The organism is Ensifer sp. BR816 (genome assembly GCF_000378985.1).
GTDB lineage: Bacteria > Pseudomonadota > Alphaproteobacteria > Rhizobiales > Rhizobiaceae > Sinorhizobium.
The window spans coordinates 148,427-172,737 of sequence record NZ_KB905370.1; the positions used below are offsets into that span (position 1 = coordinate 148,427).

Consider the following 24,311-nt stretch of genomic DNA (forward strand, 5'->3'; position numbering starts at 1 on the left):
CATCCGCATGAGTTTCCTGTCACTGACCAACATCAAAAAATCCTTCGGCCCCGTACAGGTCGTGCATGATTTCAACATGGTCATCGAGAAGGGCGAGTTCGTCTCCTTCCTCGGCCCTTCCGGTTGCGGCAAGACGACGATCCTGCGCATGATCGCAGGCTTCGAGACGCCATCCGGCGGCTCGATCGTCATTAACGGCACCGACCAGGGCACGCTGAAGCCGAACCAGCGCAACATCGGCATGGTGTTCCAAGCCTATGCGCTTTTCCCAAATATGAACGTGCATGACAATGTCGCCTTCGGCCTCAAGGTGGCCGGCGCGTCCAAAGCGGACATTGATACACGGGTGAAGCAGATGCTCGGGCTCATCAAGCTCGAGCACCTGGCGGACCGCTTCCCCTATCAACTGTCCGGCGGCCAGCAGCAGCGTGTGGCGCTCGCCCGCGCGCTTGCCGTGAAGCCGCAAGTGCTGCTGCTCGACGAGCCGCTTTCGGCGCTCGATGCGAAGATCCGCATCTCGCTGCGCGAAGAAATCCGGCAGATCCAGCAGCAGCTCGGCATCACCACGGTGTTCGTGACGCATGACCAGGAGGAGGCCCTTTCGGTCTCCGACCGTATCGTCGTGATGAACGCCGGACGCGCCGACCAGATCGGCACGCCCTTCGAGATCTACAACACGCCGGCAACCCGTTTCGTCGCCTCCTTCGTCGGCACACTCAATATCATCGAAGCAAAGGTCGTCGACCCGGCGGCCGGCTCCGTCACCATCGGCGGCCGACCGGTCTTGCTGAAAGAGGGGATCGCCAGTCACAAAGGCGGCGACAGCATCTCGCTGGCGCTCCGGCCGGAAGCGGGCTCGATCGCCGACGGATCGAGGGGCGATACCGCGCTCCCGGGCGAAGTCGTCTCCACGAGCTTCCTGGGCTCGGTCATCCGCACCCGGCTTCGCGTCGGCGGCGACGTCATCTCCTTCGACATGTTCAACAATCCAGGCATCGTCCCCCCGGTTGCAGGCGAGAACGTCACGCTCCGCTTCGCCGCCAAGGACCTGCTGGTCATTCGCGAGTAGGAATGGGTCCGAAGCGATTTCGTCCGGCTACAGTCTTCCCGGAAAAATCTGTCGTGATTTCTCGCATTTTCGTCGGAGCCTGCGTTTGACGGGCGCCGATCTCTCTATATAGTCGCACGCGTTCTCAGGGCGGGGTGAAATTCCCCACCGGCGGTAGCGATCGGCAGACCAGCGGTCTGATGATCGAAGCCCGCGAGCGCTTCAGGCGAGCCGTCTGAAGGTCAGCAGATCCGGTCAGATTCCGGAGCCGACGGTCACAGTCCGGATGGAAGAGAGCAAGCAGTACGAACCCTTCGCGGGGTTGTCGTGCATGCGTGTTCGCCCGACGGGATCATTGGAACAAACGCCAACCCTGAAAGGCTTGAGACCATGACCATACTTTCCAACCCTTCGACCAAGATCGCGATCATCCGCGCCCGCTGGCACGCCGATATCGTCGACCAGTGCGTCGATGCCTTCGTCGCCCAGTGGTCGAAACTCGGCGGCAACGCGGCCGACATCGAGATCTTCGACGTGCCGGGGGCGCTGGAAATTCCGCTGCATGCGCAGACGCTCGCCAAGACCGGACGCTATTCGGCGATCCTCGGCACCGCCTTCGTCGTCGATGGCGGCATTTACCGCCACGACTTCGTCGCCGGCACGGTGCTCGACGGCATGATGCGCGTCCAGCTCGACACGGACGTGCCGGTGCTCTCCGCCGTCCTCACGCCCCACAACTTCCAGGAAAGCGAGGCGCTGATCGCCTTCTTCCGCGACCATTTCGTCGTCAAGGGCGAGGAAGCAGCGAATGCCTGCGCGCAAATTCTCGACGCGCGCGCGAGGCTGGCGCTGATCAACGCCTGACGGACTTCGAATCGACACAAAAGAGAGGGCGCAGCCAGCTGGCGCGCCCTTTTGCGTTGCCAATAAAGCGGCTGCCGACAGCTGTCAGTGGCCAAGATTCTTGATGTAGAGCGACAGCAGTTGCGTTTGCGAGGAAATTCCGAGCTTGCGATAGACATTGCGACGATGGACTTTGACGGTCCCGGTCGAGATGCCGAGCCTCAATCCGATCGACTCCGACGAATGCCCCTGCAGGACCAGTTCGATGATTGCCGCTTCCCGATCGGTGAGGTTGAGATGTTGCCAGACCCCGTCCGCGGGCGGATGCAAGGCCTTGCGGCGGCTGCGGCCGGTTTTCGCGAGCGCCGCGTCGAATCGGTCGTCGAGGTCGGCCCAATGATGGCGAGCGAGTGCGGCCACCAAGGGCTCGGCCCTCTTGAGCAGGGCGAACTCGGCGGTGCCGAAAGGGCCGGTCGCCTCCCGCCGCATCAGCGATAGCACGACGGTGACCTGTCCACTGACCGGCACGAAGAAGCCCACCTCCTCCGCAAGCCCGGTCTGCACATAATAGGTGCGGTAATATTCGCTGGAGAAAAAGCGATCGGGCGCCAGCTCCCGCATTCGCCATACGCCAGGTCGCGGCGCGCAGGCGGCATGATAGAAGGGATCGAGCAGGTATGGACCCGCCTGGTAGAGACTGACGAAGAGCACGTGGTCCTTGGCATCGAAAGTACTGTAGAGATCAAGCGGACGCTCCTTGCCACGATAGGCAAAGACGACGACATAATCGAAGGCTATCAAGCTCGACATCAGCCGGCGGAACGCGCTGCCGATGGCCTCATCGCCCATCGCCGAACCATTCATTAAAGGCGCCAGGGCCTGGAAAAGCTTCTCGAAGTCGACGCCCAAATCGCCCTCCCCCAGTCCCCTGCGCTGCCACTTGGACGGCCTCACGCAGGGTATACTCCTTCCACAAGCATATTCCGGTTGAAATACCTCTTTCGGGGTATATACCGACGCGGCTTCCCATGACTAGGCTGTTGGCAATGACGGTGGGAACAGGAGGCGCAAGGGCCGCGTCCTGTTCCTATAATAGCGCCGCAGGGAACAGACGTGACATCCGATTCAAACGACATCGAATTCCGTTCGGTCGCCAAACGCTATGGCAGCGTCACGGCGGTGTCGGATATCAGCCTCGGGGTGCCCAAGGGGGCTTTCGTCGCCTTGCTCGGCCCGTCCGGCTGCGGCAAAACCACCTGCCTGCGAATGATCGGCGGCTTCGAACAGCCAAGCGAGGGAATGGTCTATATCGGTGGCCAGCCGATGAACGGCGTGCCGGCCTATCGCCGCCCGGTCAATATGGTCTTCCAGCAATACGCGCTGTTTCCCCATCTTGATGTCGAGCAGAACGTCGCCTACGGGCTGAAGCAAATGCGCCCGCGCATTGCCGCGGCCGAAATCAGCCGCCGCGCCCGGGAGGCGCTGGAGATGGTCCGTCTTGCCGGCTTCGGCAAGCGCCGCGTTCACGAGATGTCGGGCGGACAACAACAGCGCGTGGCGCTTGCCCGCGCCATCGTCAACAGGCCGAAGGTGCTGCTCCTCGATGAGCCTCTTGCTGCGCTCGACAAGAAGCTACGCACGGCGATGCAGATCGAACTCCAGAGCCTGCAGCGCGAGCTCGGCATCACCTTCATGCTCGTCACGCACGACCAGGAAGAGGCGCTGTCGATGAGCGATGTCGTCTGCGTCATGAATGCCGGGCGAGTGGTCCAGATCGGGCCGCCGCAAGAAATTTACGATCGCCCGGCGAATCTTTTCGTCGCCGATTTCGTCGGCAAGACCAATCGCATCGCAGCGACGATCGAGCCCGGCGCGAATGCGGTGCGGCTGGCAAATGGCGTCGGTTTGGCAAAGCCCGCGCGCGCCAATGGAACCGCGGGTGCGGCCATGGTGGCGCTCCGTCCGGAATCGATAAGCCTTGTGCGTGACGATACCGCCACGCTGCATGGCACGGTGACCCACCGCATCTTCCTCGGCTCATCGGTCGAATACTCCGTCGAGGTTGACGGGCTTGGCGATTTTCTGGTGACCGCCGACCGCCGCAGCCTGGATGAATCCGACCTCGCGGAACCTGGAGAAAGGATCGGACTCCGCTTCGATCCGAATGCAATGCATGTCTTTCCGGCCTGAACGGGCCGACGCTCTGCCATCAAATGCATGCCAACGACAAGGGAACAGCATCATGACCAAGTGGTACAGAGAGAATGCCCCGATCACCGCTGAAAAGCTTGCGGACGAGCTGATGCGCCTGAAACGTGGCTCGGTGAACCGCCGCCATTTTCTCGGCGTGACCGGCCTCGGGCTCGCCACTGCCGTCCTGGCGCGCGCGCCCGGCCTCTTCAACTCGACGGCTTTTGCCGAAGACCTCGGCACGCAGATGTCGCTCGCGACCTGGCCGAACTATCATGATCCCGCCACCTTCGAAGCCTTCAAGGCCGCAACCGGCGTCGCCGTGGAAGTCAACGTTTTCGGCTCGAACGAGGAGATGCTGGCGAAGCTGCAGGCAGGCGGCACCGGTTGGGACCTCTTCGTCCCGACCAATTACACGATTTCGACCTATGCAAAGCTCGGCCTCATTGATGAACTCGACCTGTCGAAGCTGCCGAACTACGACGCCTCGACGGAAAACGCCCGCTTCACCAATGAAGGCGTCATCGACGGCAAGACCTATGCGGTGCCGAAGAACTGGGGCACGACCGGCATTGCCGTGAACAGCGCCAAGATCAAAAAGCCGGTCACGAGCTGGAAGGAGTTCTTCGAGGTAGCGATGGCCGAGGCAGACGGTCGCGCCATGGTGCATGACTACCAACTCACCACCATCGGCAATGCGCTCGTCTCGCTCGGCTACTCCTTTAACTCCGTGAAGCCGGACGAACTTGCCAAAGCCGAGGAACTGCTGATCAAGGTGAAGCCGCATCTTTATGCGATCAACAGCGATTACCAGCCATCGATGCGGGCGACTGACGCCTGGATGACCATGTGCTGGACCAATGACGGTGCGCAGCTCAACCGCGACATGCCGGAAATCCAGTTCGTGCTCGGCAAGGATGGCGGCGAGATCTGGTCGGATTTCTACGCGATCCCGAAGAGCGCCGCCAACAAGGCTGCCGGCTATGCCTTGCTCAACTACCTGATGACGCCGGAAAACGCCGTCAAGGAGCACATCGCCAACGGCGCGCCGACGACGGACAGCCGCGTCCTGAAACTGCTGCCGGCCGACGTCACCTCGAACAAGATCGTCTATCCGGACGAAGCGGCACTCACTCCGCTCGAATTCGGCGCCGCCGTGACGCTGACCGATCCCGGGCGCGCCGAGCTGATGGCGCGTTTCAAGTCGGCGTGATGTCGAAAGTTCGCCCCTCACCCTGGCCTTCCCCGCCAGCGGGAGAGGGGACGGGCGCCGCGGGTTCCCTCTCCCCGTTCGAAGGGGGAGCGACTGGCCGGCGGGCCGGATGAGGGCCCAGTTCAATACACGTTTCAACGGACTGACCATGCGTGCGGCAAAGAACACGAAGAGGAACCTGGTGATGGCGGCGCTGGTAGCGCCGGCGGCGGCGTGGCTCTGCGTCTTCCTCGTTCTCCCATTCATCGCCATGCTCGTCTTCGCTTTCGGCGAGCGGGCGCCGGAAGGCGGCTATCAGGCGGCTTTCACCTTCGCCCAGTTCGCAAACCTGCCGACACGCGCCGCAGCCTTCTGGAACACGTTGATGCTTGCGCCAGCCGGCGCCCTGCTCTGCCTGCTGGTGGCCTATCCTGTCGCCTACTACCTCGCCGTCAGGGCAAATCCGCGCTATCGCCTGATCCTCGTCTCGCTGGTCGTCGTGCCGTTCTGGACGAGCCTGCTGGTGCGCACCTATGCCTGGATGTATATCCTCGGCTCGCGCGGCATTCCCAATCTGCTCGCGATGATCGGCATCGAGGACGTGCGGATGCTCAACACGCCCGGCGCCGTGCTGCTCGGAATCGTCTACGGCTACCTGCCGCTGATGATCATGCCGATTTATGTGAGCCTCGAGAAACTCGACCGGCGACTTCTTGAGGCTTCCGCCGATCTTGGCGCCAAGCCGGTTTCCAGCTTCCTCGGCGTCACCCTGCCGCTGTCGCTCCCGGGCGTCATGACCGGCGTCGCGCTCGTGACGATCCTGCTCCTCGGCGAATATCTGATCCCCCAGCTTCTCGGCGGCGGCAAGGTCTTCTTCATCGGCAACGCGCTGGTCGATCTCTTCCTGCAATCACGCAACTGGCCCTTCGGCTCGGCGATCGCCGTCACGCTGGTTGCCGTCGTCGCCGTCGTGCTCATGGTGGCGATGCGCATCGCCTGGAAGGTCGCCGGAACAAGACAGGTGGATCTCGTCTGATGCGTGCCCTCGTCTCCTCCGTCTATCTCTTCCTCTATGCGCCGATCGCGCTCGTCGTTCTGTTCTCCTTCAATGCGGGGCGCAATGCGAGCGAGTTCACCAGCTTCTCCGCTGCCTGGTACGGCAAGGCTCTCAGCAACACCTTCCTGGTTTCAGCACTGCAGAACAGCCTGATGATCGCCTTCACGAGCGCTGCGCTTGCGGCGGTCTTTGGGACCATGGCGGCGCTTGGCATGGAGCGCCTCGGGCCGCGCGTGCGAGCCGTCTTCGATGCCCTCTTCGCTGCTGCCATCGTCGTTCCGGGCGTCGTCATCGGTATCGCCACGCTCGTGGCGCTGGTCGCCGTCTTCTCCTTCGTGAATCCAGCGCTCGCGATGATCTGGCCGGGCGATCACCCGCCACAGCTCGGTCTTGGGTACGGCTCTATCATCGCCGCCCATGGGCTGTTCTCGATGGCACTCGTCGCCATGATCGTGAAGGCGCGGATCGCCAGTCTCGGCCGTGACATCGTCGAGGCGTCCAGCGATCTCTACGCGACGCCGCTCACCACCTTCCGGCTGATTGTGCTGCCGCAGATCCTTCCCTCGATTCTTGCCGGCTTCCTGCTCGCCTTCACCTTCTCCTTCGACGATTTCATCATCGCCTTCTTCGTCGCAGGCTCGAAGACCACCTTGCCTATCTATGTCTTCGCCTCGATCCGTCGCGGCGTGACGCCGGAGATCAATGCGATCGCAACCTTGGTTCTCGTCGCGTCGCTTCTCCTGATCCTGACAGCGCGCGTGCTGATGCGCGAGACGAAAAGCAAATCCGGGGAGTGAAACCATGATCCTGAAAGACCGGATCGCGATCGTGACCGGCGGCGGCTCCGGGATCGGTCAGGCGGGTGCCGCCATCATGGCGCGCGAAGGCGCCCATGTGGTCGTCGTGGACCGTAGCGCGAAGGCTTCGGAAGAGACCGTGACATCCATCGCCGCCAGGGGCGGCAGCGCCGAACTTCTAGCCGTCGACGTCACCGACGACGCCGCGCTGTCGAACGGCATTGTCGAGATCCTTCGGCGGCATGGCCGCATCGATATTCTGCACAACCATGCCGGCGCCCAGGTGGCCGGCGACCTGGAGCGGGTCGAAGTGGCGGGTTTCGATCGCTCGTGGAACCTGAACGTTCGCGCCCACTTCATGGCGGCTCGCCTGGTCGTGCCGTCGATGAGGGCGGCGGGGCGCGGCGTGATCGTCAACACCTCGTCCTCTTCCGGCGTTCTCTACGACCGTGAGATGATCGCCTACACTACGACAAAGCACGCCGTCATCGCCATGACGCGGCAGATGGCCGGCGACTACGCGAAATACGGCGTGCGAATAAACGCACTCTGCCCCGGCTGGGTCGACACGCCGTTCAACGAACCTTTCATCACTCAGATGGGCGGTCGGGGCGCCATCGAAGCCTATATCCGCGAGAAGGTGCCGCTCGGACGCTGGGCAAGCGTCGACGAGATCGCCGAAGCGATCCTCTTCCTTGTCTCCGACCGGTCCTCCTATATGACCGGCCAGGTTCTTGTGGTCGACGGCGGCGAGACGATCGTCTGAGCTGCTGGCGCACTCGCCTGTGGAAGAATGTGAAGGAATGGTACGAGCCTTCACTTCGGCGGCAGCGACAGCACATAATCGAGCGCCGCATCCAGCAGCCTCTTGCGAGGGCGTCGTCACCATAGGCTTCGGCACCCGCACGCACCCAACCGTGCATTGGGCGCTCGCCCATCACCATCAGGGCGATATCCGGTAGCGCCAGCGCCCAGGCGTCATTGCCCTTGCCGAGCCTTACCAGCATCCCGTCGTCGCGCGCGCCGCAGACGAGATTGCCGTTAACAAGAAAAGCCAGGCCGCCGAACATCGGCTTTTCAGAAAGCCCCGCCCGCTCGCCGAGTTCCTGCCTGATCAACTCCTCAAGTCCGGTGTCGCGCATCGATACTTTCCTCACTCTCTCGCGGCAAAGGTGGCCGCGTTCACACCTGAATCACTTTCCGACACGCCGCCGATAGACCGCTGATTATATTCACGAATCCCGCGCCCACTGAATCGACCTGTGAAGCCGTTGAATCAACTCTTGAGCTTCAGGCGCCGGCGCGTCTCGGTGGGGCTCTCGCGATAGTGGGCGCGATAGCTGCGCGAGAATGAAGACGACGAGTTGAAACCGGAAATCGCCGCGATGTCGGCGAACTCCATGCGCGTCTCGATCACCTTGCGCCGCGCCGCATTGAGACGCAGCGCCAGATAATGCTCGTGCGGAGCGACGCCCATTGTGTCCTTGAACAGATCCTGCAGATGCCTGGCGCTGACCCCGACCCGCCGCGCCAGCCTGGCGAGCGTCAACGGCGCCTCGACGGTTTCCTCCATCAACTTTACCGCTGAGCCGACCCTGGCGTCGAGGATGCGCATGTTGCCGATCGCCGGCACCTGCAGGAGGTCGCCACGGGTGCGCTCCTGCTCGTAGATGAAGAGACGCGAGACTTCGAGCGCCAGCGAATAGCCATGGGCGCGTCGGATGAGTTCGAGCATCAGGTCAAGCGTCGGCAGCGAGCCGCCGGTGGTGATCCGCTTGCCGTCGATGACGAAACGCTCGCGCACCATTGTCACCTGCGGATAGGCGGTGGCGAAATCCTCGAAGTCTTCCCAGTGGGTGGTGGCGGAAAAATCGTCGAGAAGGCTCGTCTCCGCCAATAGCCAGGAGCCGGATTCGATGCCCGCCATCGCCTCCCGGTGCCGGGCCGTCTGCGACAGCAGCATCTTGAGCTGCGACGTGGCGCTGCGCCGCCAGTTGTAACTCGACAGCACGAAGAGCGGCGCCGTTTCGCGTTGCGGCCGGAAGGGGCCGGACACCGGAATCGGGACACCGCTTTTCGTCTCGATCGCTTCGCCGTCCGGACTGAACATCGTCCAGCTGTAGAGGGTTCGTCCGGCGATGCGATTGGCGGCACGCAAAGGCTCGACGACCGAGGCGACGAGAATCAGGTTCGTCTCCGGCAGTATGAGCAAATCGATATGCTGCGCCTGCGAAACGACGGCATCCATCGCGAAACTTCCTCCGCCTGTTGCCGATAATGTATAGGATCATTCCACTTATGGAAAGCAGAGGCCCTTTTTCTGGCTCGTAATGGGTCCAACGAAAAGGGAGACAGCTATGCCGCTCAGCATGAACCGCGAGGTCTTCATCACCTGCGCAGTCACCGGTTCGGGAGACACCGTTTCGAAGTCGAGCCACGTTCCGATCACGCCGAAGCAGATCGCCGAAGCGGCAGTCGAAGCCGCCAAGGCGGGTGCTGCGATCGTCCACTGCCATGTCCGCGATCCGGAGACCGGCGCGCCGGCCCGCCGCCTCGACCTCTACAGGGAGGTAACCGACCGCATTCGCTCCGCCGATATCGACATCGTCCTGAACTTGACCGCCGGCATGGGCGGAGACCTCATCTTCGGCAATGTCGAAAGCCCCCTCCCGCTCAACGACAAAGGCACCGACATGGCCGGCGCCACCGAGCGCGTCGCCCACGTCGCCGAATGCCGGCCGGAGATCTGCACGCTCGACTGCGGCACGATGAATTTTTCGCTCGGCGACTACGTGATGACCAATACGCCGTCGATGCTGCGCGAGATGGCGCGCCAGATGACCGCACTCGGCGTCCGCCCGGAGATCGAGGCCTTCGATACCGGCCATCTCTGGTTCGCCAAGCAGCTCGTCGAGGAAGGCCTGATCGAGGATCCGGTGCTGATCCAGCTCTGCATGGGCATTCCGTGGGGCGCACCGGACGATCTCAACACCTTCATGGCGATGGTCAACAACGTCCCGTCGAACTGGACCTTCTCGGCCTTCTCGATCGGCCGCAATGCACTCGCCTATCCGGCCGCAGCGATCCTTGCCGGCGGCAATGTCCGCGTCGGCCTTGAGGACAACCTCTATGTCGGCAAGGGGCAGCTCGCGACCAACGGCCAGCTCGTCGAAAAGGCGGTGTCGGTGATCGAAGGCATGGGCGCGAAGATCATCGGACCGGCAGAGGTCCGCGAGAAACTGAAGCTGACGAAGCGGTGACAAGACCCCTCCCCACCCTCCCCACAAGGGGGAGGGCTTAACCTGCAGCGCCGCCGCGTTCGAAACAAACGCGTTCTCGCAGATGGTGAACCATCGAAAGCGGTGGCGACAGACGGACGGGGAGCTGGGAGACGAGGAGGATCGGGAGCCACCCCATCCCTCCCCCTTGTGGGGAGGGTGGCCCGAAGGGCCGGGAGGGGTTCCCACGGAAAAACGGGATGGAGAGGCAATGACCATCATCACCAAAGCCGCCTGCGTCGGCGGCGGCGTCATCGGCGGGGCCTGGGCGGCGCGTTTCGCGCTCGCCGGCATCGACGTCAACATTTTCGATCCGCATCCGGAAGCCGAGCGCATCATCGGCGAGGTCATGGCCAATGCAGAGCGCGCCTATGGCATGCTGACCATGGCGCCGCTGCCGCCGCGCGGCAAACTCACCTTCTGCAAGAGCATTGAGGAAGCCGTCCACGACGTTGACTGGATTCAGGAAAGCGTTCCGGAACGATTGCCGCTGAAGCGCGGCGTCATCACCGAGATCGATGCGGTGGCCCGGCCCGACGCGCTCATCGGCTCCTCGACATCGGGACTGCTGCCGTCCGACCTCCAGGCCGAGATGAAGTATCCCGAGCGCATGTTCGTGGCCCATCCCTATAACCCGGTCTACCTCCTGCCACTAGTCGAGCTCGTCGGTGGCAAAAAGACATCGCCCGAGACGATTAGGCGCGCCGAGGAAGCGGTCGCCGAGATCGGCATGAAGGGCGTCGTCATCGCCAAGGAAATCGAGGCCTTCGTCGGCGACCGCCTGCTCGAAGCGCTCTGGCGCGAGGCACTCTGGCTGATCCAGGACGACATCTGCGATACCCAGACGCTCGACGATGTCATGCGCTACTCCTTCGGCATGCGCTGGGCGCAGATGGGCCTCTTCGAGACCTATCGCATCGCCGGCGGCGAAGCCGGCATGCGCCACTTCCTCGCCCAGTTCGGGCCCTGCCTCAAATGGCCCTGGACGAAGTTCACCGATGTCGTCGATCTCAACGACGCCCTCGTCGAGAAGATCGGCGCCCAGTCGGACGCCCAAGCCGCCGGCCGCTCGATCCGCGAGCTCGAACGCATCCGTGACGAAAACCTCGTCGGCATCATGCAAGCACTGAAAGCCGGCAATGGCGGTGAAGGCTGGGGTGCCGGCAAGCTGCTCGCTGACTTTGAGAAGCGCCTCTGGGCAAAGGGCGGCAATCAATCGAAGTCCTATGACGCCTCCGGCCCGCTGCGCCTTATTGAAACCAAGGTCAACGCCGCCTGGGTCGACTATAACGGCCACATGACCGAGCACCGCTATCTGCAGCTCTTCGGCGATACATCGGATGCGCTGCTGCGATTGATCGGCGTCGACTTCGCCTATGTCGAGGCCGGCCACAGCTACTACACGGTGGAGACCCATATCCGCCATCTCGGCGAGGCCAGGCTCGGCCAGGCGCTCTATACGACCCTGCAAATTCTCGCCTCCGACGAAAAGCGCATCCAGTTCTTCACGAGGATCCACGACACCGCGTCGGGCGACGTGATCGCGACGGCCGAGCAGATGATGCTTCATGTCGACGCCAGGGCCGGCAAGTCCGTACCTGCGCCGACCGAGGTGCTGGCAAAGCTGAAGCCGATCGCGGAAGGGCATGCGAAGCTTGAGGTGCCGGAGGGCGCGGGCCGGCATGTGGGGCAGAGGCGGTGAGAATCCATGCGGATTGGGGGACTGCCCCTCATCCCGCTGCCGCGACCTTCTCCCCGTTCTGACGGGGAGAAGGGAGATGCCGCAACCGCTCGCTTTTCGCTGGCGGGGGAGGCTCGTAGCCAAAGTCCCTCTCCCCGAGCGCGGGGAGAGGGTTAGTCCTCGGGTTAAACCCGAGGAGAGGGGCAAAGCCACACCCGGCAAGCCTGCGGATCGATGGGGAGATCGGTCCGGAAATGGCGAAAGCGAAAAAAGTACGAGGGAGAACGATGAATTTCGCACTGACCGAAGAACAGCAGATGATCGTCGACACGGTCCGCGGCTTCGTCGAGACCGAGATCTATCCGCACGAGAACGAGGTCGAACGCACCGGCACCGTTCCGCGCGAGCTCGGCCAGGAGATCGCCCGCAAATGCAAGGAGCTCGGCTTCTTCGCCTGCAATTTTCCCGAAGAGGTCGGCGGCGCCGGGCTTGACCATCTCACCTTCACGCTCGTCGAGCGCGAACTCGGCCGCGGCTCGATGGGCCTTACCGTCTACTTCGGCCGCCCTTCCGGCATCCTGATGGCCTGCAATGACGAGCAGCGCGAGCGCTACCTGCTGCCGGCGGTGCACGGCGACAAGTTCGACGCGCTTGCGATGACCGAGCCGGATGCCGGCTCGGATGTGCGCGGCATGAAATGCTTCGCCCGGCAGGACGGCGACGACTGGATCGTCAACGGCACCAAGCACTTCATCAGCCATGCCGATATCGCCGATTTCGTCATCGTCTTCATCGCCACCGGCGAGGAGCAAACGCCGCGCGGACCGAAGAAGAAGATCACCTGCTTCCTCGTTGATCGCGGCACGCCCGGTTTCGAGATCCGCGACGGCTACAACTCCGTTTCGCATCGCGGCTACAAGAACTGCATCCTGACCTTCGACGACTGCCGACTGCCCTCCGCGCAGATCCTCGGCGAGGTCCACAAGGGCTTCGACATCGCCAATGACTGGCTCTATGCGACCCGGCTGACGGTCGCCGCCACCTCCGTCGGGCGGGCGCGCCGCGCTTTCGACTACGCCCTCTCCTATGCCGCCGAGCGCAAGCAGTTCGGCAAGCCGATCGGTGCCAACCAGGGCGTCTCCTTCAAGCTCGCCGACATGATTACCGAGATCGATGCCGCCGACCTCCTGACGCTGTCGGCCGCGTGGAGGCTCGACCAGGGCCTGCCGTCGAACCGCGAGATCGCCTCGGCAAAGGTCTATGCCACGGAAATGCTCGCCCGCGTCACCGACGAGGCGATCCAGATCTATGGCGGCATGGGCCTGATGGACGACCTGCCGCTCGCCCGCTTCTGGCGCGACGCCCGCGTCGAGCGCATCTGGGACGGCACCTCGGAAATCCAGCGGCACATCATCAGCCGCGATCTGCTGCGGCCGCTGGGGGCTTGAGGGATGGCCGACTTTCCGCAAGTCACCCCCCTCTGCCCTGCCGGGCATCTCCCCCACAAGGGGGGAGATCGGCAAGACGCGACCTCCCCGTTCATCGATCGGCCGGCCACTCCTGCCGTCCGCCACGTCATTCCCGCAATCCATCAGCCAATGGAAACTCTCCACTCTTCAACGGTCACTGACTGGCAAGGACAGCGCCCGGTCCAATCTCCCCCCTTGTGGGGGAGATGCCCGGCAGGGCAGAGGGGGGTACTGCGCGGATTGCGCACCCTTGATGCATTCTACGAGGGTGCCGCATGACCACCCCTCCCCGCTCCCTCGACCGCCTCATCCGCCCGCAATCCATCGCCGTCTTCGGCGGCAGGGAGGCGCGGCGCGTCATCGAACAATGCGACAGGATGGGCTTTGCCGGCCAAATCTGGCCGGTGCATCCGCGCGAGGAGGAAATTCTCGGCCGCCGCTGCTACCGCTCCGTCGCAGACCTCCCGGAGGCGCCGGATGCCTCGTTTGTCGGCGTCAATCGGGCGCTGACGATCGAGATCATCCGCGATCTCGCGGCACGAGGCGCCGGCGGCGCCGTCTGCTACGCCTCCGGTTTCCGTGAGGCGGCGAGCGAACTTGCCGATGGCAACGACCTGCAGGAGGCGCTGGTCGCGGCGGCCGGCGACATGCCGATCGTTGGCCCCAATTGCTACGGCTTCATCAACATGCTGGATGGCGCCCTGCTCTGGCCGGATCAGCACGGCATGCTTCGCGTCGAGCGCGGCGTCGCGATCCTCACGCAATCCTCGAACATCGCCTGCAACATCTCCATGCAGAAGCGCGGGCTGCCGCTCGCCTATGTGATGACCGCCGGCAACCAGGCGCAGACCGGCCTTTCCGACATCGCCTGTGCCGTGCTCGAGGATCCGCGCGTCACCGCCGTGGGGCTCCATATCGAAGGCTTCGACAGCATCGAGGCCCTCGAACGGCTCGCAGCCCGCGCCCGCGAACTCCGCAAGCCGGTCGTGACGCTCAAGGTCGGCAAGTCGGAGGCCGCACAGCTTGCGACCGTTTCCCACACGGCGTCGCTGGCAGGCAACGACCGCGTCTCTTCCGCCCTGCTAGCCCGCCTCGGCATCGGCCGTGTGGACACCCTGCCGGAACTGCTCGAAACCCTGAAGCTCTTTCATCTCCACGGTCCGCTTGCGAGCGCCGACATCTCGTCGATGAGCTGTTCGGGCGGCGAGGCATCGCTGATGGCGGATGCCGGCGTCCGGCGCAACGTCCACTTCCGAGCGCTCAGGGAAGAGCAGCGCCGGCCGCTGAGGGAAAGTCTCGGCGAGATGGTGACGATCGCCAATCCGCTCGACTACCACACCTTCGTGTGGGGCAATCGCGAGAAGCAGACCGCCGCCTTCACCGCCATGATGCGGGGCGGATACGCGCTGAACCTGATCGTTCTCGATTTTCCCCGCCTCGACCGCTGCATCGCCGAAGATTGGGAGACGACCTGCAAGGCGGTCATCGATTCCGCCGACGCGACTGGCGCCGTTGCGGGCATCGTCGCCAGCCTCGGCGAAAACATGCCGGAAGAAACCGCTCACTCCCTGATGGCGGCCGGCGTCGTTCCCTTTTTCGGCATCGACGAGGCACTTGCCGCGGCCGAAACGGCCGCCGCAATCGGCGCCGCATGGGCAGAACCCGCGCTGCCGCCCCTCATCAAAGCCCGTGCGGCCGGGGGAGACGTGATCACCTTGACGGAGGTCGAAGCAAAGGCAGAGCTTTGGCAAGCTGACATCGCTGTCCCGGACGGCAAGACTGCTGCGACGCCGGAGGAGGCCGCAAGCGCTGCACAAAGCCTTGGCTTCCCGGTCGTCCTCAAGGGCCTGGGCGTCGCCCACAAGACCGAAGCCGGGGCCGTCAGGCTCAATCTCGCAAACCGGGAAGAGGTCGTCGCCGCCGCGGAAGCGATGACCTCCGTCGCCTCCGGCTATCTGGTGGAGAAAATGATTGCCAAGCCGGTCGCCGAGATCATCATCGGCGCGATGCGCGATCCGGTGGCCGGTCCGGTGCTGACCATCGGCGCCGGCGGCATTCTCGTGGAATTGCTCCATGATTCAGCCCTCCTGACGCTACCCGCCACCGAAGAGATGATCAAAGCAGCGATCGACGGCCTGAAGGTCAAGAAACTGCTCGACGGCTACCGCGGCGGCCCGAAGGGCGATGTCGCGGCCTTGACGAGGACTGTCGCAGCCGCGGCATCCTATGTCGTTGCAAACGCTTCCAAACTCGAAGAACTCGATATCAATCCTATTATGGTATTGCCGGATGGCCATGGAGTTGTCGCCGCCGATGCCTTGATCCGCCGGAGGAAATGATGCCTATCACCGGACCGATCCTCACCCGCCGCGAAGGTGGCATCCTCGAAGTCACGATCGATCGGCCGAAGGCGAACGCCATAGACCTGAAGACCAGCCGGCTGATGGGTGAGATCTTCCGCGATTTTCGCGACGATCCGGCGCTCCGGGTGGCGATCGTCACCGGCGCCGGCGAAAAATTCTTCTGTCCCGGTTGGGATCTGAAAGCTGCGGCAGACGGCGACCCCGTCGATGGTGACTATGGTGTCGGCGGCTTCGGCGGCATGCAGGAGCTTCGCGACCTCAACAAGCCGATCATTGCCGCCGTCAACGGCATTTGCTGCGGCGGGGGACTGGAGATTGCCCTTTCGACCGACCTCATCCTCGCCGCCGAACACGCGACCTTTGCGCTGCCGGAAATCCGGTCGGGTACGGTTGCCGACGCCGCCTCGATCAAGCTGCCGAAACGTATCCCCTACCATATCGCCATGGACATGCTCCTGACCGGCCGTTGGCTCGAGGCCGCGGAGGCGCATCGCTGGGGTTTCGTCAACGAGATCCTGCCTGCAGGGCGGCTGATGGAGCGTGCCTGGGAACTTGCGCGTCTTCTCGAAAGCGGCCCGCCGCTCGTCTATGCGGCCATCAAGGAGGTCGTGCGCGAAGCCGAAGGCCGCGACTTCCAGACGACCATGAACAAGATCACCCGTCGGCAGTTCAAAACGGTCGACCTGCTCTATTCGAGCGAGGACCAGATCGAGGGTGCACGCGCGTTCTCGGAGAAGCGCGACCCGGTCTGGAAAGGGAAATGAATGACCGCCCATAAGAACTGCTTATGGAAAGTGACGACAATTTAGGACGTTACAAGTTTCGACCGAGCGGATAGCCTTATGGCTGAAGCCTGTGACGCCCCGGGACAGGAGGGAGAACGAAGGAAAGATCCAAATCGGTACAAGTGCCTTGGGCCATCCCAGGATGGCGATACGCAGTCTCTACCAACCACAATGAACGGCGAATGCCGGCAACGAAAGGGAACAGGGGAATGAGCGATTACAAGGACTATCTGACACGACAGGTCATGCTGGGCAAAATGAACCGCCGCGAGTTTCTCGGACGAGCGGCCGCCTTCGGAATTGCCGCATCGACCGCAAATACGCTTTTTGCGGTAAACGCCGCGGCGCAGGAGCCGAAGCGCGGCGGCCACCTCAAGCTCGGCCTCGAGGGCGCAGCGGCAACCGACTCGAAAGACCCAGCGAAAGCGCTTTCACAATTCCTGTTCGTCGTGGTTCGCAACTGGGGCGACCTGCTCGTCGAAAGTCACCCGACGACCGGCGCACCGGTGCCGGCGCTCGCCGAGTCCTGGGAGCCCTCCGCCGACGCGGCCACCTGGAGCTTCACGATCCGGAAGGGCGTCAAGTTCCACGACGGCAAGGAACTGACGGTAGAAGACGTCGTCAAGACCCTGCAGCGCCACACCGACGACAAGTCGGAGTCGGGCGCGCTAGGCGTGATGAAATCGATCACGGAAATCAAGGCGGATGGCGGCAAGCTTGTGCTGAAGCTGACTGAGGGCAATGCCGACCTGCCGCTGCTGTTGTCGGATTACCATCTCGTCATCCAGCCGAACGGCGGCATGGACAATCCCGATGCGATGATCGGCACCGGCCCCTACAAGGTCGCGAGCTTCGAGCCGGGCGTGCGCGCCACCTTCGAAAGGAACCAGGACGACTGGCGCACGGATCGTGGTTATGTCGATACGGTCGAACTGATCGCCATGAACGATGCAACGGCACGCATCGCGGCGCTTTCCTCCGGTCAGGTGCACTTCATCAACCGCGTCGATCCAAAGACGGTCAGCCTCCTGAAGCGCGCCCCGACTGTCGAGATCCTGAATACGTCCGGCCGCGGCCACTACGTCTTCATCATGCATTGCAACACCGCGCCGTTCGACAACAACGACCTTCGCATGGCGCTGAAGCTGGCGATGGACCGCGAGACCATGGTCCAGCGCATCCTCGGCGGTTACGGCAAGATCGGCAACGACTTCCCGATCAACGACACCTATGCCCTCTTCCCGGAAGGCATCGAGCAGCGTGTCTATGATCCCGACAAGGCTGCCTTCCACTACAAGAAATCCGGGCACAGCGGTCCGGTGCTGCTGCGCACCTCCGACGTCGCCTTCCCGGGCGCGGTCGACGCGGCCGTCCTCTATCAGGAGAGCGCCAAGAAGGCCGGCATCGAGATCGAGGTCAAGCGCGAGCCCGGCGACGGCTATTGGACCAATGTCTGGAACGCTCAGCCGTTCTGCACCTCCTACTGGGGCGGTCGTCCGACGCAGGACCAGATGTATTCGACCGCTTATCTCTCAAACGCCGACTGGAACGACACCCGCTTCCAGCGTGAGGACTTCGATAAGCTCCTGCTCGAAGCTCGTTCCGAACTCGACGAGGCCAAGCGCAAGGAGATGTACCGCACCCTGGCGATGATGGTGCGCGACGAAGGTGGCGTGATCCTGCCGATGTTCAACGATTTCGTGAACGCGTCGACCAAACAGGTGAAGGGCTACGTGCACGACATCGGCAACGACATGTCGAACGGCTATGTCGCAACCCGGGTCTGGCTGGACGCCTGACGATGGAGAGCGGACCGATCACTGGTCCGGTCCTGACCGATGGGGTCGCGGGTGAAACACACCCGCGCTCCGCCGATCTTTCCGGAATACCAGCAAAGCCCAACCCCGCCGCCACGGGTGAGAACGGCGGATCATTCTGGCGGCGTTTCATCTTTCGCCGCCCTCTCGTGGCGCTGATCCTTCAGCGCTTCGGCCTCAGCGTCGGCCTGCTCTTCGCCGTGTCGCTGATGATTTTCGGCGGCATCGAGGCGCTGCCCGGCGATTTCGCCACCACCTATCTCGGCCAGTCGGCGACGCCGCAGGCGGTCGAGAACATCCGCAAGGATCTCGGCCTCGACAAGCCCTGGAGCGAGCGCTACCTCAGTTGGCTCGGCGGCGCCGTGACGGGTGACTTCGGCACCTCCTGGGCGAGCAAGAATTCGGTCAGCGAACAGATCGGCAACCGGCTCGGCAATTCGTTGTTCCTCGCCTTCTTCGCCGCAATCGTCTCAGTGCCGCTTGCTGTCGGCCTCGGCATGCTCGCGGTGCAGTTCCGCAATCGGCTACCGGACAAGATCATCAACGTGATATCGCTCGCGGCGATCTCGCTGCCGGAGTTCTTCATCGGCTATCTGCTGATCCTGTTCTTCGCCGTCCAACTGGGCGTCGCCACATTCCCGGCGACGGTCTATGACAGCATGTCCTTCACCGAGCGGCTCTCGGCGATCGCCCTGCCCGTCGCGACCCTCGTGCTCGTCGTCCTCGCCCATATGATGCGCATGACGCGGGCGGCGATCCTCAACGTCATGTCTTCGGCCTATGTCGAGACTGCCGAACTCAAGGGTCTCGGCACCTTCCGCATCATCGCGCGCCATGCCGCGCCCAATGCCGTGGCACCGGTCATCAACGTCATCGCGCTGAACCTCGCCTACCTGGTGGTCGGCGTCGTCGTCGTCGAGGTCGTGTTCGTCTATCCCGGCATGGGGCAATACATGGTCGACGCGGTGACGGTGCGCGACATGCCCGTCGTGCAGGCCTGCGGGCTGATCTTCGCGGCCTTCTACATCTTCCTCAACATGGCGGCCGACATTCTCGCCATTCTCGCCAACCCGAGACTGAGGCACCCGCGATGAATCTAAGAGCAATCCCCATCAGCGCCTGGATCGGCATCGCCGGTATAGCGCTGGCAATTGTCTGCGCGCTCTTTGCCCCCCTCCTCGCCCCCTTCGGCGAAACGGACGTCGTCGGCGAGATCTGGATGCCGGCCGGCGGCGAATTCCTGCTCGGCACCGACAATCTCGGGCGCGACCTGCTGTCGCGTCTGATCTATGGCGCCCGCACCACCATTTTCGTGGCGCTGGCGGCGACTCTGATCTCCTTCGCGCTTGGCATGATCCTGAGCTTCACGGCGGCCGTCACCGGCGGCTTCGTCGACCAGCTGTTCTCGCGCTTCAACGACCTGATGATGGCGGTCCCGACGCTGATCTTCGCCCTCGTCGTGCTCGCGGTCCTCCCGCAGCATCTCTGGATCCTGATCCTGGTGATGGCCGTGCTCGATTCCACCCGCGTCTTCCGCATCGGCCGCGCCGTCGCACTCGACGTCGCGGTGATGGAATTCGTCGAGGCGGCACGGCTCCGCGGCGAAGGCAGCATGTGGATCATCTTCCGGGAGATCCTGCCGAACACGCTGTCGCCACTGCTTGCCGAATTCGGCCTGCGCTTCGCCTTCTCGATCCTGTTTCTCTCCACCCTCTCCTTCCTCGGCCTCGGCATTCAGCCGCCGGCTGCCGATTGGGGCGGCATGGTCAAGGACAACAAGGACGGGATCATCTTCGGCATCTCGGCCGCTCTCGTGCCGGGCGCCGCGATCGCAACGCTCGCCATCTGCGTCAACCTCGTCGTCGATTGGCTGATGAAGCGCACCTCGAGCCTGAAAGGAGGGCGCGGCGATGCCTGATCTGCTTTCCGTCAAGAACCTGAAGATCGAGGCGACAAGCTATCCGCCGGGCGAGCCGCCGAAAGTGGTGACGCTCGTCGAAGGCGTCTCCTTCAATGTCGAAAAGGGCAAGGTGCTGGGCCTCATCGGTGAATCCGGCGCCGGCAAATCGACGATCGGCCTTTCGGCGCTTGCCTATGGCCGCGGCGGCGTGCGGATCACCGGCGGCGAGGTGCTGCTCAATGGCCGCGATATCCTGAAGCTCGACCGCAGCGGCATCAATTCGGTTCGCGGATGCCATGTCTGCTATGTCGCCCAATCCGCCGCGGCTGCCTTCAACCCGGCGCACAAGCTCGGCGACCAGGTGATCGAGGCGTCGCTCCGCCACGGCATCATGTCGAAAGAGGACGCGAAGAAGCGCGCACTCTATCTCTTCCGGGTGCTGGGCCTTCCCAATCCGGAAAGCTTTGGCGAGCGCTATCCGCACCAAGTCTCGGGCGGCCAATTGCAGCGCGCCATGACCGCCATGGCGCTTTGCCCCAATCCGGAACTGATCGTCTTCGACGAGCCGACGACGGCGCTCGACGTTACGACGCAGATCGACGTGCTCGCGGCGATCAAGCACGCCATCGAAGAGACCCATACGGCAGCGCTCTATATCACCCACGATCTCGCCGTGGTCGCCCAGATCTCCGACGACATCATGGTGCTTCGCCAGGGCAAGACCGTCGAATACGGCACCACCAAGCAGGTGATCGAGGCACCGAAGGAGGACTATACGAGAGCGCTCGTCAGCGTCCGGCAGGCCAAGCGCGACGAAGCCCCGGACCAGTCCGGCACGCTCCTCAAGATCGAGCGTGTCCACGCGGGCTATTCGAACGGCTTCAAGGTGCTGCACGACGTATCGATGCACCTGCCGAAGGGCCAGACGCTGGCGATCGTCGGCGAATCCGGTTCCGGCAAATCGACACTGGCCCGCGTCATCACCGGGCTCCTGCCGCCGAGCGAAGGCCGGATCGTCTTCGACGGAAAGGAGTTGCCGAAGGCGCTGAAGGGCCGGTCCAACGAGGAACTGCGCCGTATCCAGATGATCTACCAGATGGCCGACACGGCCATGAATCCGCGGCAGACGGTGCGCGACATTGTCGGCCGGCCACTCTCCTTCTATTTCGGCATGCACGGAGCCAAGAAAACCGAACGCGTCGGCGAACTGCTCGACCAGATCGAGATGGGGTCACGCTTCCTCGATCGCTATCCGGCCGAACTCTCCGGTGGCCAGAAGCAGCGCGTCGCGATCGCCCGGGCGCTCGCCGCCAGGCCGGAGCTCATCCTCTGCGACGAGCCGACCTCTGCGCTCGACCCGCTGGTCGCCGAAGGCATTCTGAATCTGCTTATGAAGCTGCAGGAGGAAACCGCTGTTTCCTATGTGTTTATCACTCACGACATCGCCATCGTCCGGGCGATCGCCGACTCGGTCGCCGTGATGCATCGCGGCCGGCTGGTGCGCTTTGGGCCGAAGTCGAAAGTGCTCTCGCCGCCTTTCGACGATTATACCGACCTGCTCTTGAAATCGGTTCCGGAAATGGAGATCGGCTGGCTCGAACGGGTGCTGAAGACCCGGCGCATGGAGAGCGCCGGCAATTGATCGGGATGCGGGGCGGCGCGTTCGCCCCGCACGTCCCCCCGCCCGCAGATCGCTCACGCGCTACAAAAATCTGGAGAAACAATCGTGTCCGATCGCAACTTCACCGTCATCGAGAACGAATGGATTACGCTGAAGGACGGAACCCGGCTGGCGGCGCGCATCTGGATGCCGGAGGGCACCGAGCAGCATCCAGTCCCGGCGGTGCTTGAATATCTGCCCTATCGCAAGCGCGACGGCACCTGCGCCCGCGATGAGTCCACCTATCCGGTGTTCGCCGCGGCCGGCATTGCCGGCGTTCGCGTCGATATCCGCGGCTCCGGCGAATCAGAAGGTGTGATCGACGGCGAATATACGCCGCGCGAACTCTCCGACGGCTGCGAGATAATCGAATGGATCGCTGCCCAGCCCTGGTCGAACGGCAGGGTCGGGATGATGGGCATCTCCTGGGGCGGCTTCAACTGCCTGCAGGTGGCGGCTTTGAAGCCGCCGGCGCTAAAGGCCGTCATTTCGATCGCCTCGACCGTCGACCGCTACAATGACGACATCCACTACAAGAACGGCTGCCATCTCTCGGCGCAGCTTTCCTGGGCAGCGACCATGCTCGCCTATCAGTCGCGCTCGCCCGATCCGGAGCTCGTCGGCGAGCGCTGGAAAGAAATGTGGCTAGAGCGGCTGGAGAACGAACCGTTTTTCCTGGAGGAGTGGCTCGAGCACCAGCGCCGCGACGATTTTTGGCGCCACGGCTCAATTGCCGAGGACTTCGAAGGTTTCCCGGTGCCCGCTCTCGTGATCGCCGGCTGGGCGGACGGCTACCGCAATACGCCGATCAAGGCGATCGAGGGCCTCGGCGACAGGGCCAAGGCGCTGATCGGACCCTGGGTTCACAAATACCCGCATTTCGCCTGGCCGAAGCCGCGGGCGGATTTTCACAGCGAGGCGATCCGCTGGTGGAACCGCTGGCTGCGCAACGAAACGAACAACGCAGAACGGTTGCCACAAATGCGGGCCTATATCCTCGACGGTCCGAAGCCGGCATTGAGGCGGAACGAGGATCCGGGCCGCTGGATCGCCAAGGACGCGTGGAACGCACCCGAGATGCAGACCTTTGCGGTTTCGCGCGAGGGCAGCCTGGTGGCCGGCACCTCGGCGAAGCGAGGGGTCGGCGACATCTATATCCGCTCGCCGCTCGATACCGGCACGGCCGCCGGCGAATATTTCACGCTGAAGCCGGATGCCGAGATGGCTGGCGACCAGCGTATCGACGATGCGGGTTCCCTCACCTTCGACAGCCATCCGCTGCTCGAGGCGGAGGACTATCTTGGGCAGCCGGTCGTCAGTGTTGAGGTCTCGTGCAGGGCCGCTACCGCCAACCTCGTCGCACGCCTCGTCGATATCCATCCGGACGGCACGGCGACGCGCGTCGCTTTCGGCGTCCTCAACCTGGCGCACCGCAACGGCAATGCGAAGCCGATGCCGATGCCGATGCAAAAGAACCACAAGACACGCATCACGCTGGTGCTCGATGCCTGCGGCTATCGCTTCCGTGCCGGTCATCGTATCCGGCTGTCGCTGTCGACCTCCTACTGGCCGATGATCCTGCCGGCGCCGACCGATCCCGGGCTGACGATCGATACCGCCAGCCTGTCGCTATCGCTGCCGCTTCTCGGCGAACACCGCGAAATCGTCGTGCCGCAGCCGGCGAATCCGGACCCGCTGCCAAGCTATATCCAGCACACGCCCCCGAACACGCGCCGCAGCGTCGAGCGCGACCTGGCGAAGGGTGTAACGCACTATCGGATCTACGAGGACACCGGCCTCGTCGAGCATCCCGACACCGGCAATGCGACGCAGGATATCCGCGATGAAACCTGGTCGATCGCGCCCAACGATCCACATTCGATGACCGGCCTTTCGACATGGACCTGCGTCGCCAGGCGCGGCGAGCAGTCGCTGAAGACCGTCTCGACCTCCCGGCTCGGCTGTACCGAAACCGAGTGGATCACCTCGGCCAGGGTCGAGGCTTTCGAGGGCGAGGAAAAGATCTTCGAAAAGGCCTTCGAGAAGCGGATCAGACGCGATTTGATGTGAGTAAATTGGCCCGCATAGAGCGCGCATCATGCCCCTCATCCCGCCGCCGCGACCTTCTCCCCGCATGCGGGGAGAAGGGACTCGCTGAGACCGCTCGGTCACGGCGTGGCGACCGCGACAGTGCCCCTCTCCCCGTCGTTACGGGGAAAGGGCTAGGGTGA

Annotated in this window: 19 protein-coding genes, 1 pseudogene and 1 riboswitch; of the genes and pseudogenes, 17 read left to right on the top strand and 3 right to left on the bottom strand. The window is 63.4% G+C overall.

The window, feature by feature from the left end; all coding sequences use genetic code 11:
- The first annotated feature begins 7 nt into the window (after positions 1-7).
- Both RHIBR816_RS0100715 and RHIBR816_RS0100720 read left to right on the top strand, forming a co-directional pair.
- Complete coding sequence (locus RHIBR816_RS0100715) at positions 8-1,069, top strand: ABC transporter ATP-binding protein (RefSeq protein ID WP_018234611.1); 1,062 nt, start codon at positions 8-10, stop codon at positions 1,067-1,069.
- A 116-nt stretch (positions 1,070-1,185) separates the two neighbouring features.
- Positions 1,186-1,350: riboswitch (FMN riboswitch) on the top strand.
- A gap of 88 nt (positions 1,351-1,438) precedes the next feature.
- Positions 1,439-1,912 carry a 6,7-dimethyl-8-ribityllumazine synthase gene (locus RHIBR816_RS0100720; RefSeq protein WP_018234612.1) on the top strand — a complete coding sequence of 158 codons (474 nt, stop codon included), beginning with the start codon at positions 1,439-1,441 and terminating at the stop codon, positions 1,910-1,912.
- 84 nt (positions 1,913-1,996) lie between these two features.
- On the opposite strand, the gene RHIBR816_RS0100725 is transcribed toward RHIBR816_RS0100720, so the two are convergent.
- On the bottom strand, positions 1,997-2,740 hold the full coding sequence (locus tag RHIBR816_RS0100725; protein WP_371259067.1) for a LuxR C-terminal-related transcriptional regulator: 744 nt from the start codon (positions 2,738-2,740) through the stop codon (positions 1,997-1,999).
- Positions 2,741-3,004: 264 nt separating this feature from the next.
- On the opposite strand from RHIBR816_RS0100725, the gene RHIBR816_RS0100730 reads away from it, so the two are divergent.
- From RHIBR816_RS0100730 to RHIBR816_RS0100750, 5 genes are all read left to right on the top strand, one after another.
- Positions 3,005-4,081: an ABC transporter ATP-binding protein gene (locus RHIBR816_RS0100730; protein ID WP_018234614.1), complete on the top strand. Its 1,077-nt coding sequence runs from the start codon at positions 3,005-3,007 to the stop codon at positions 4,079-4,081.
- Positions 4,082-4,133: 52 nt separating this feature from the next.
- Positions 4,134-5,294 (top strand): spermidine/putrescine ABC transporter substrate-binding protein, encoded by a 1,161-nt coding sequence (locus RHIBR816_RS0100735; protein WP_018234615.1) that lies wholly within the window; start codon positions 4,134-4,136, stop codon positions 5,292-5,294.
- 148 nt (positions 5,295-5,442) lie between these two features.
- Positions 5,443-6,309, top strand: coding sequence for an ABC transporter permease (locus tag RHIBR816_RS0100740; RefSeq protein WP_026186505.1), 867 nt, complete (start codon positions 5,443-5,445; stop codon positions 6,307-6,309).
- Complete coding sequence (locus RHIBR816_RS0100745) at positions 6,309-7,127, top strand: ABC transporter permease (protein ID WP_018234617.1); 819 nt, start codon at positions 6,309-6,311, stop codon at positions 7,125-7,127. The genes RHIBR816_RS0100740 and RHIBR816_RS0100745 overlap by 1 nt, the downstream gene beginning before the upstream one ends.
- Before the next feature lie 4 nt (positions 7,128-7,131).
- On the top strand, positions 7,132-7,893 hold the full coding sequence (locus RHIBR816_RS0100750) for an SDR family NAD(P)-dependent oxidoreductase (protein ID WP_018234618.1): 762 nt from the start codon (positions 7,132-7,134) through the stop codon (positions 7,891-7,893).
- 50 nt (positions 7,894-7,943) lie between these two features.
- Here the strand turns inward: RHIBR816_RS0100750 and RHIBR816_RS35490 are convergent.
- Together RHIBR816_RS35490 and RHIBR816_RS0100755 are read right to left on the bottom strand one after the other, a co-directional pair.
- Positions 7,944-8,269 (bottom strand): annotated as a pseudogene (locus RHIBR816_RS35490) (TfoX/Sxy family protein).
- Positions 8,270-8,403: 134 nt separating this feature from the next.
- Positions 8,404-9,375, bottom strand: coding sequence for a GlxA family transcriptional regulator (locus RHIBR816_RS0100755; protein ID WP_018234619.1), 972 nt, complete (start codon positions 9,373-9,375; stop codon positions 8,404-8,406).
- A gap of 109 nt (positions 9,376-9,484) precedes the next feature.
- On the opposite strand from RHIBR816_RS0100755, the gene RHIBR816_RS0100760 reads away from it, so the two are divergent.
- From RHIBR816_RS0100760 to RHIBR816_RS0100805, 10 genes are all read left to right on the top strand, one after another.
- Entirely contained in the window at positions 9,485-10,387 is a 903-nt protein-coding gene (locus tag RHIBR816_RS0100760; protein WP_018234620.1) for a 3-keto-5-aminohexanoate cleavage protein, read from the top strand.
- Between the two features lie 229 nt (positions 10,388-10,616).
- A complete protein-coding gene (locus RHIBR816_RS0100765; protein WP_018234621.1) occupies positions 10,617-12,107 on the top strand; it encodes a carnitine 3-dehydrogenase in 1,491 nt (496 codons plus the stop codon).
- 266 nt (positions 12,108-12,373) lie between these two features.
- The gene (locus RHIBR816_RS0100770; protein WP_018234622.1) at positions 12,374-13,534 is read left to right on the top strand and encodes an acyl-CoA dehydrogenase family protein; all 1,161 of its coding nucleotides are present in this window, start codon (positions 12,374-12,376) and stop codon (positions 13,532-13,534) included.
- A gap of 296 nt (positions 13,535-13,830) precedes the next feature.
- Entirely contained in the window at positions 13,831-15,894 is a 2,064-nt protein-coding gene (locus tag RHIBR816_RS0100775; RefSeq protein ID WP_018234623.1) for an acetate--CoA ligase family protein, read from the top strand.
- A 5-nt stretch (positions 15,895-15,899) separates the two neighbouring features.
- Positions 15,900-16,682: a carnitinyl-CoA dehydratase gene (locus RHIBR816_RS0100780; protein WP_026186506.1), complete on the top strand. Its 783-nt coding sequence runs from the start codon at positions 15,900-15,902 to the stop codon at positions 16,680-16,682.
- A gap of 230 nt (positions 16,683-16,912) precedes the next feature.
- Positions 16,913-18,502, top strand: a complete 1,590-nt coding sequence (locus RHIBR816_RS0100785; protein ID WP_018234625.1) for an ABC transporter substrate-binding protein — start codon at positions 16,913-16,915, stop codon at positions 18,500-18,502.
- Between the two features lie 2 nt (positions 18,503-18,504).
- Positions 18,505-19,614, top strand: coding sequence for an ABC transporter permease (locus RHIBR816_RS0100790; protein WP_018234626.1), 1,110 nt, complete (start codon positions 18,505-18,507; stop codon positions 19,612-19,614).
- Entirely contained in the window at positions 19,611-20,438 is an 828-nt protein-coding gene (locus RHIBR816_RS0100795; protein WP_018234627.1) for an ABC transporter permease, read from the top strand. Before RHIBR816_RS0100790 ends, RHIBR816_RS0100795 begins: the two co-directional genes overlap by 4 nt.
- The gene (locus tag RHIBR816_RS0100800) at positions 20,431-22,062 is read left to right on the top strand and encodes an ABC transporter ATP-binding protein (protein WP_018234628.1); all 1,632 of its coding nucleotides are present in this window, start codon (positions 20,431-20,433) and stop codon (positions 22,060-22,062) included. Before RHIBR816_RS0100795 ends, RHIBR816_RS0100800 begins: the two co-directional genes overlap by 8 nt.
- 84 nt (positions 22,063-22,146) lie before the next feature.
- On the top strand, positions 22,147-24,150 hold the full coding sequence (locus RHIBR816_RS0100805) for a CocE/NonD family hydrolase (protein WP_018234629.1): 2,004 nt from the start codon (positions 22,147-22,149) through the stop codon (positions 24,148-24,150).
- The last annotated feature ends 161 nt before the right edge of the window (positions 24,151-24,311 follow it).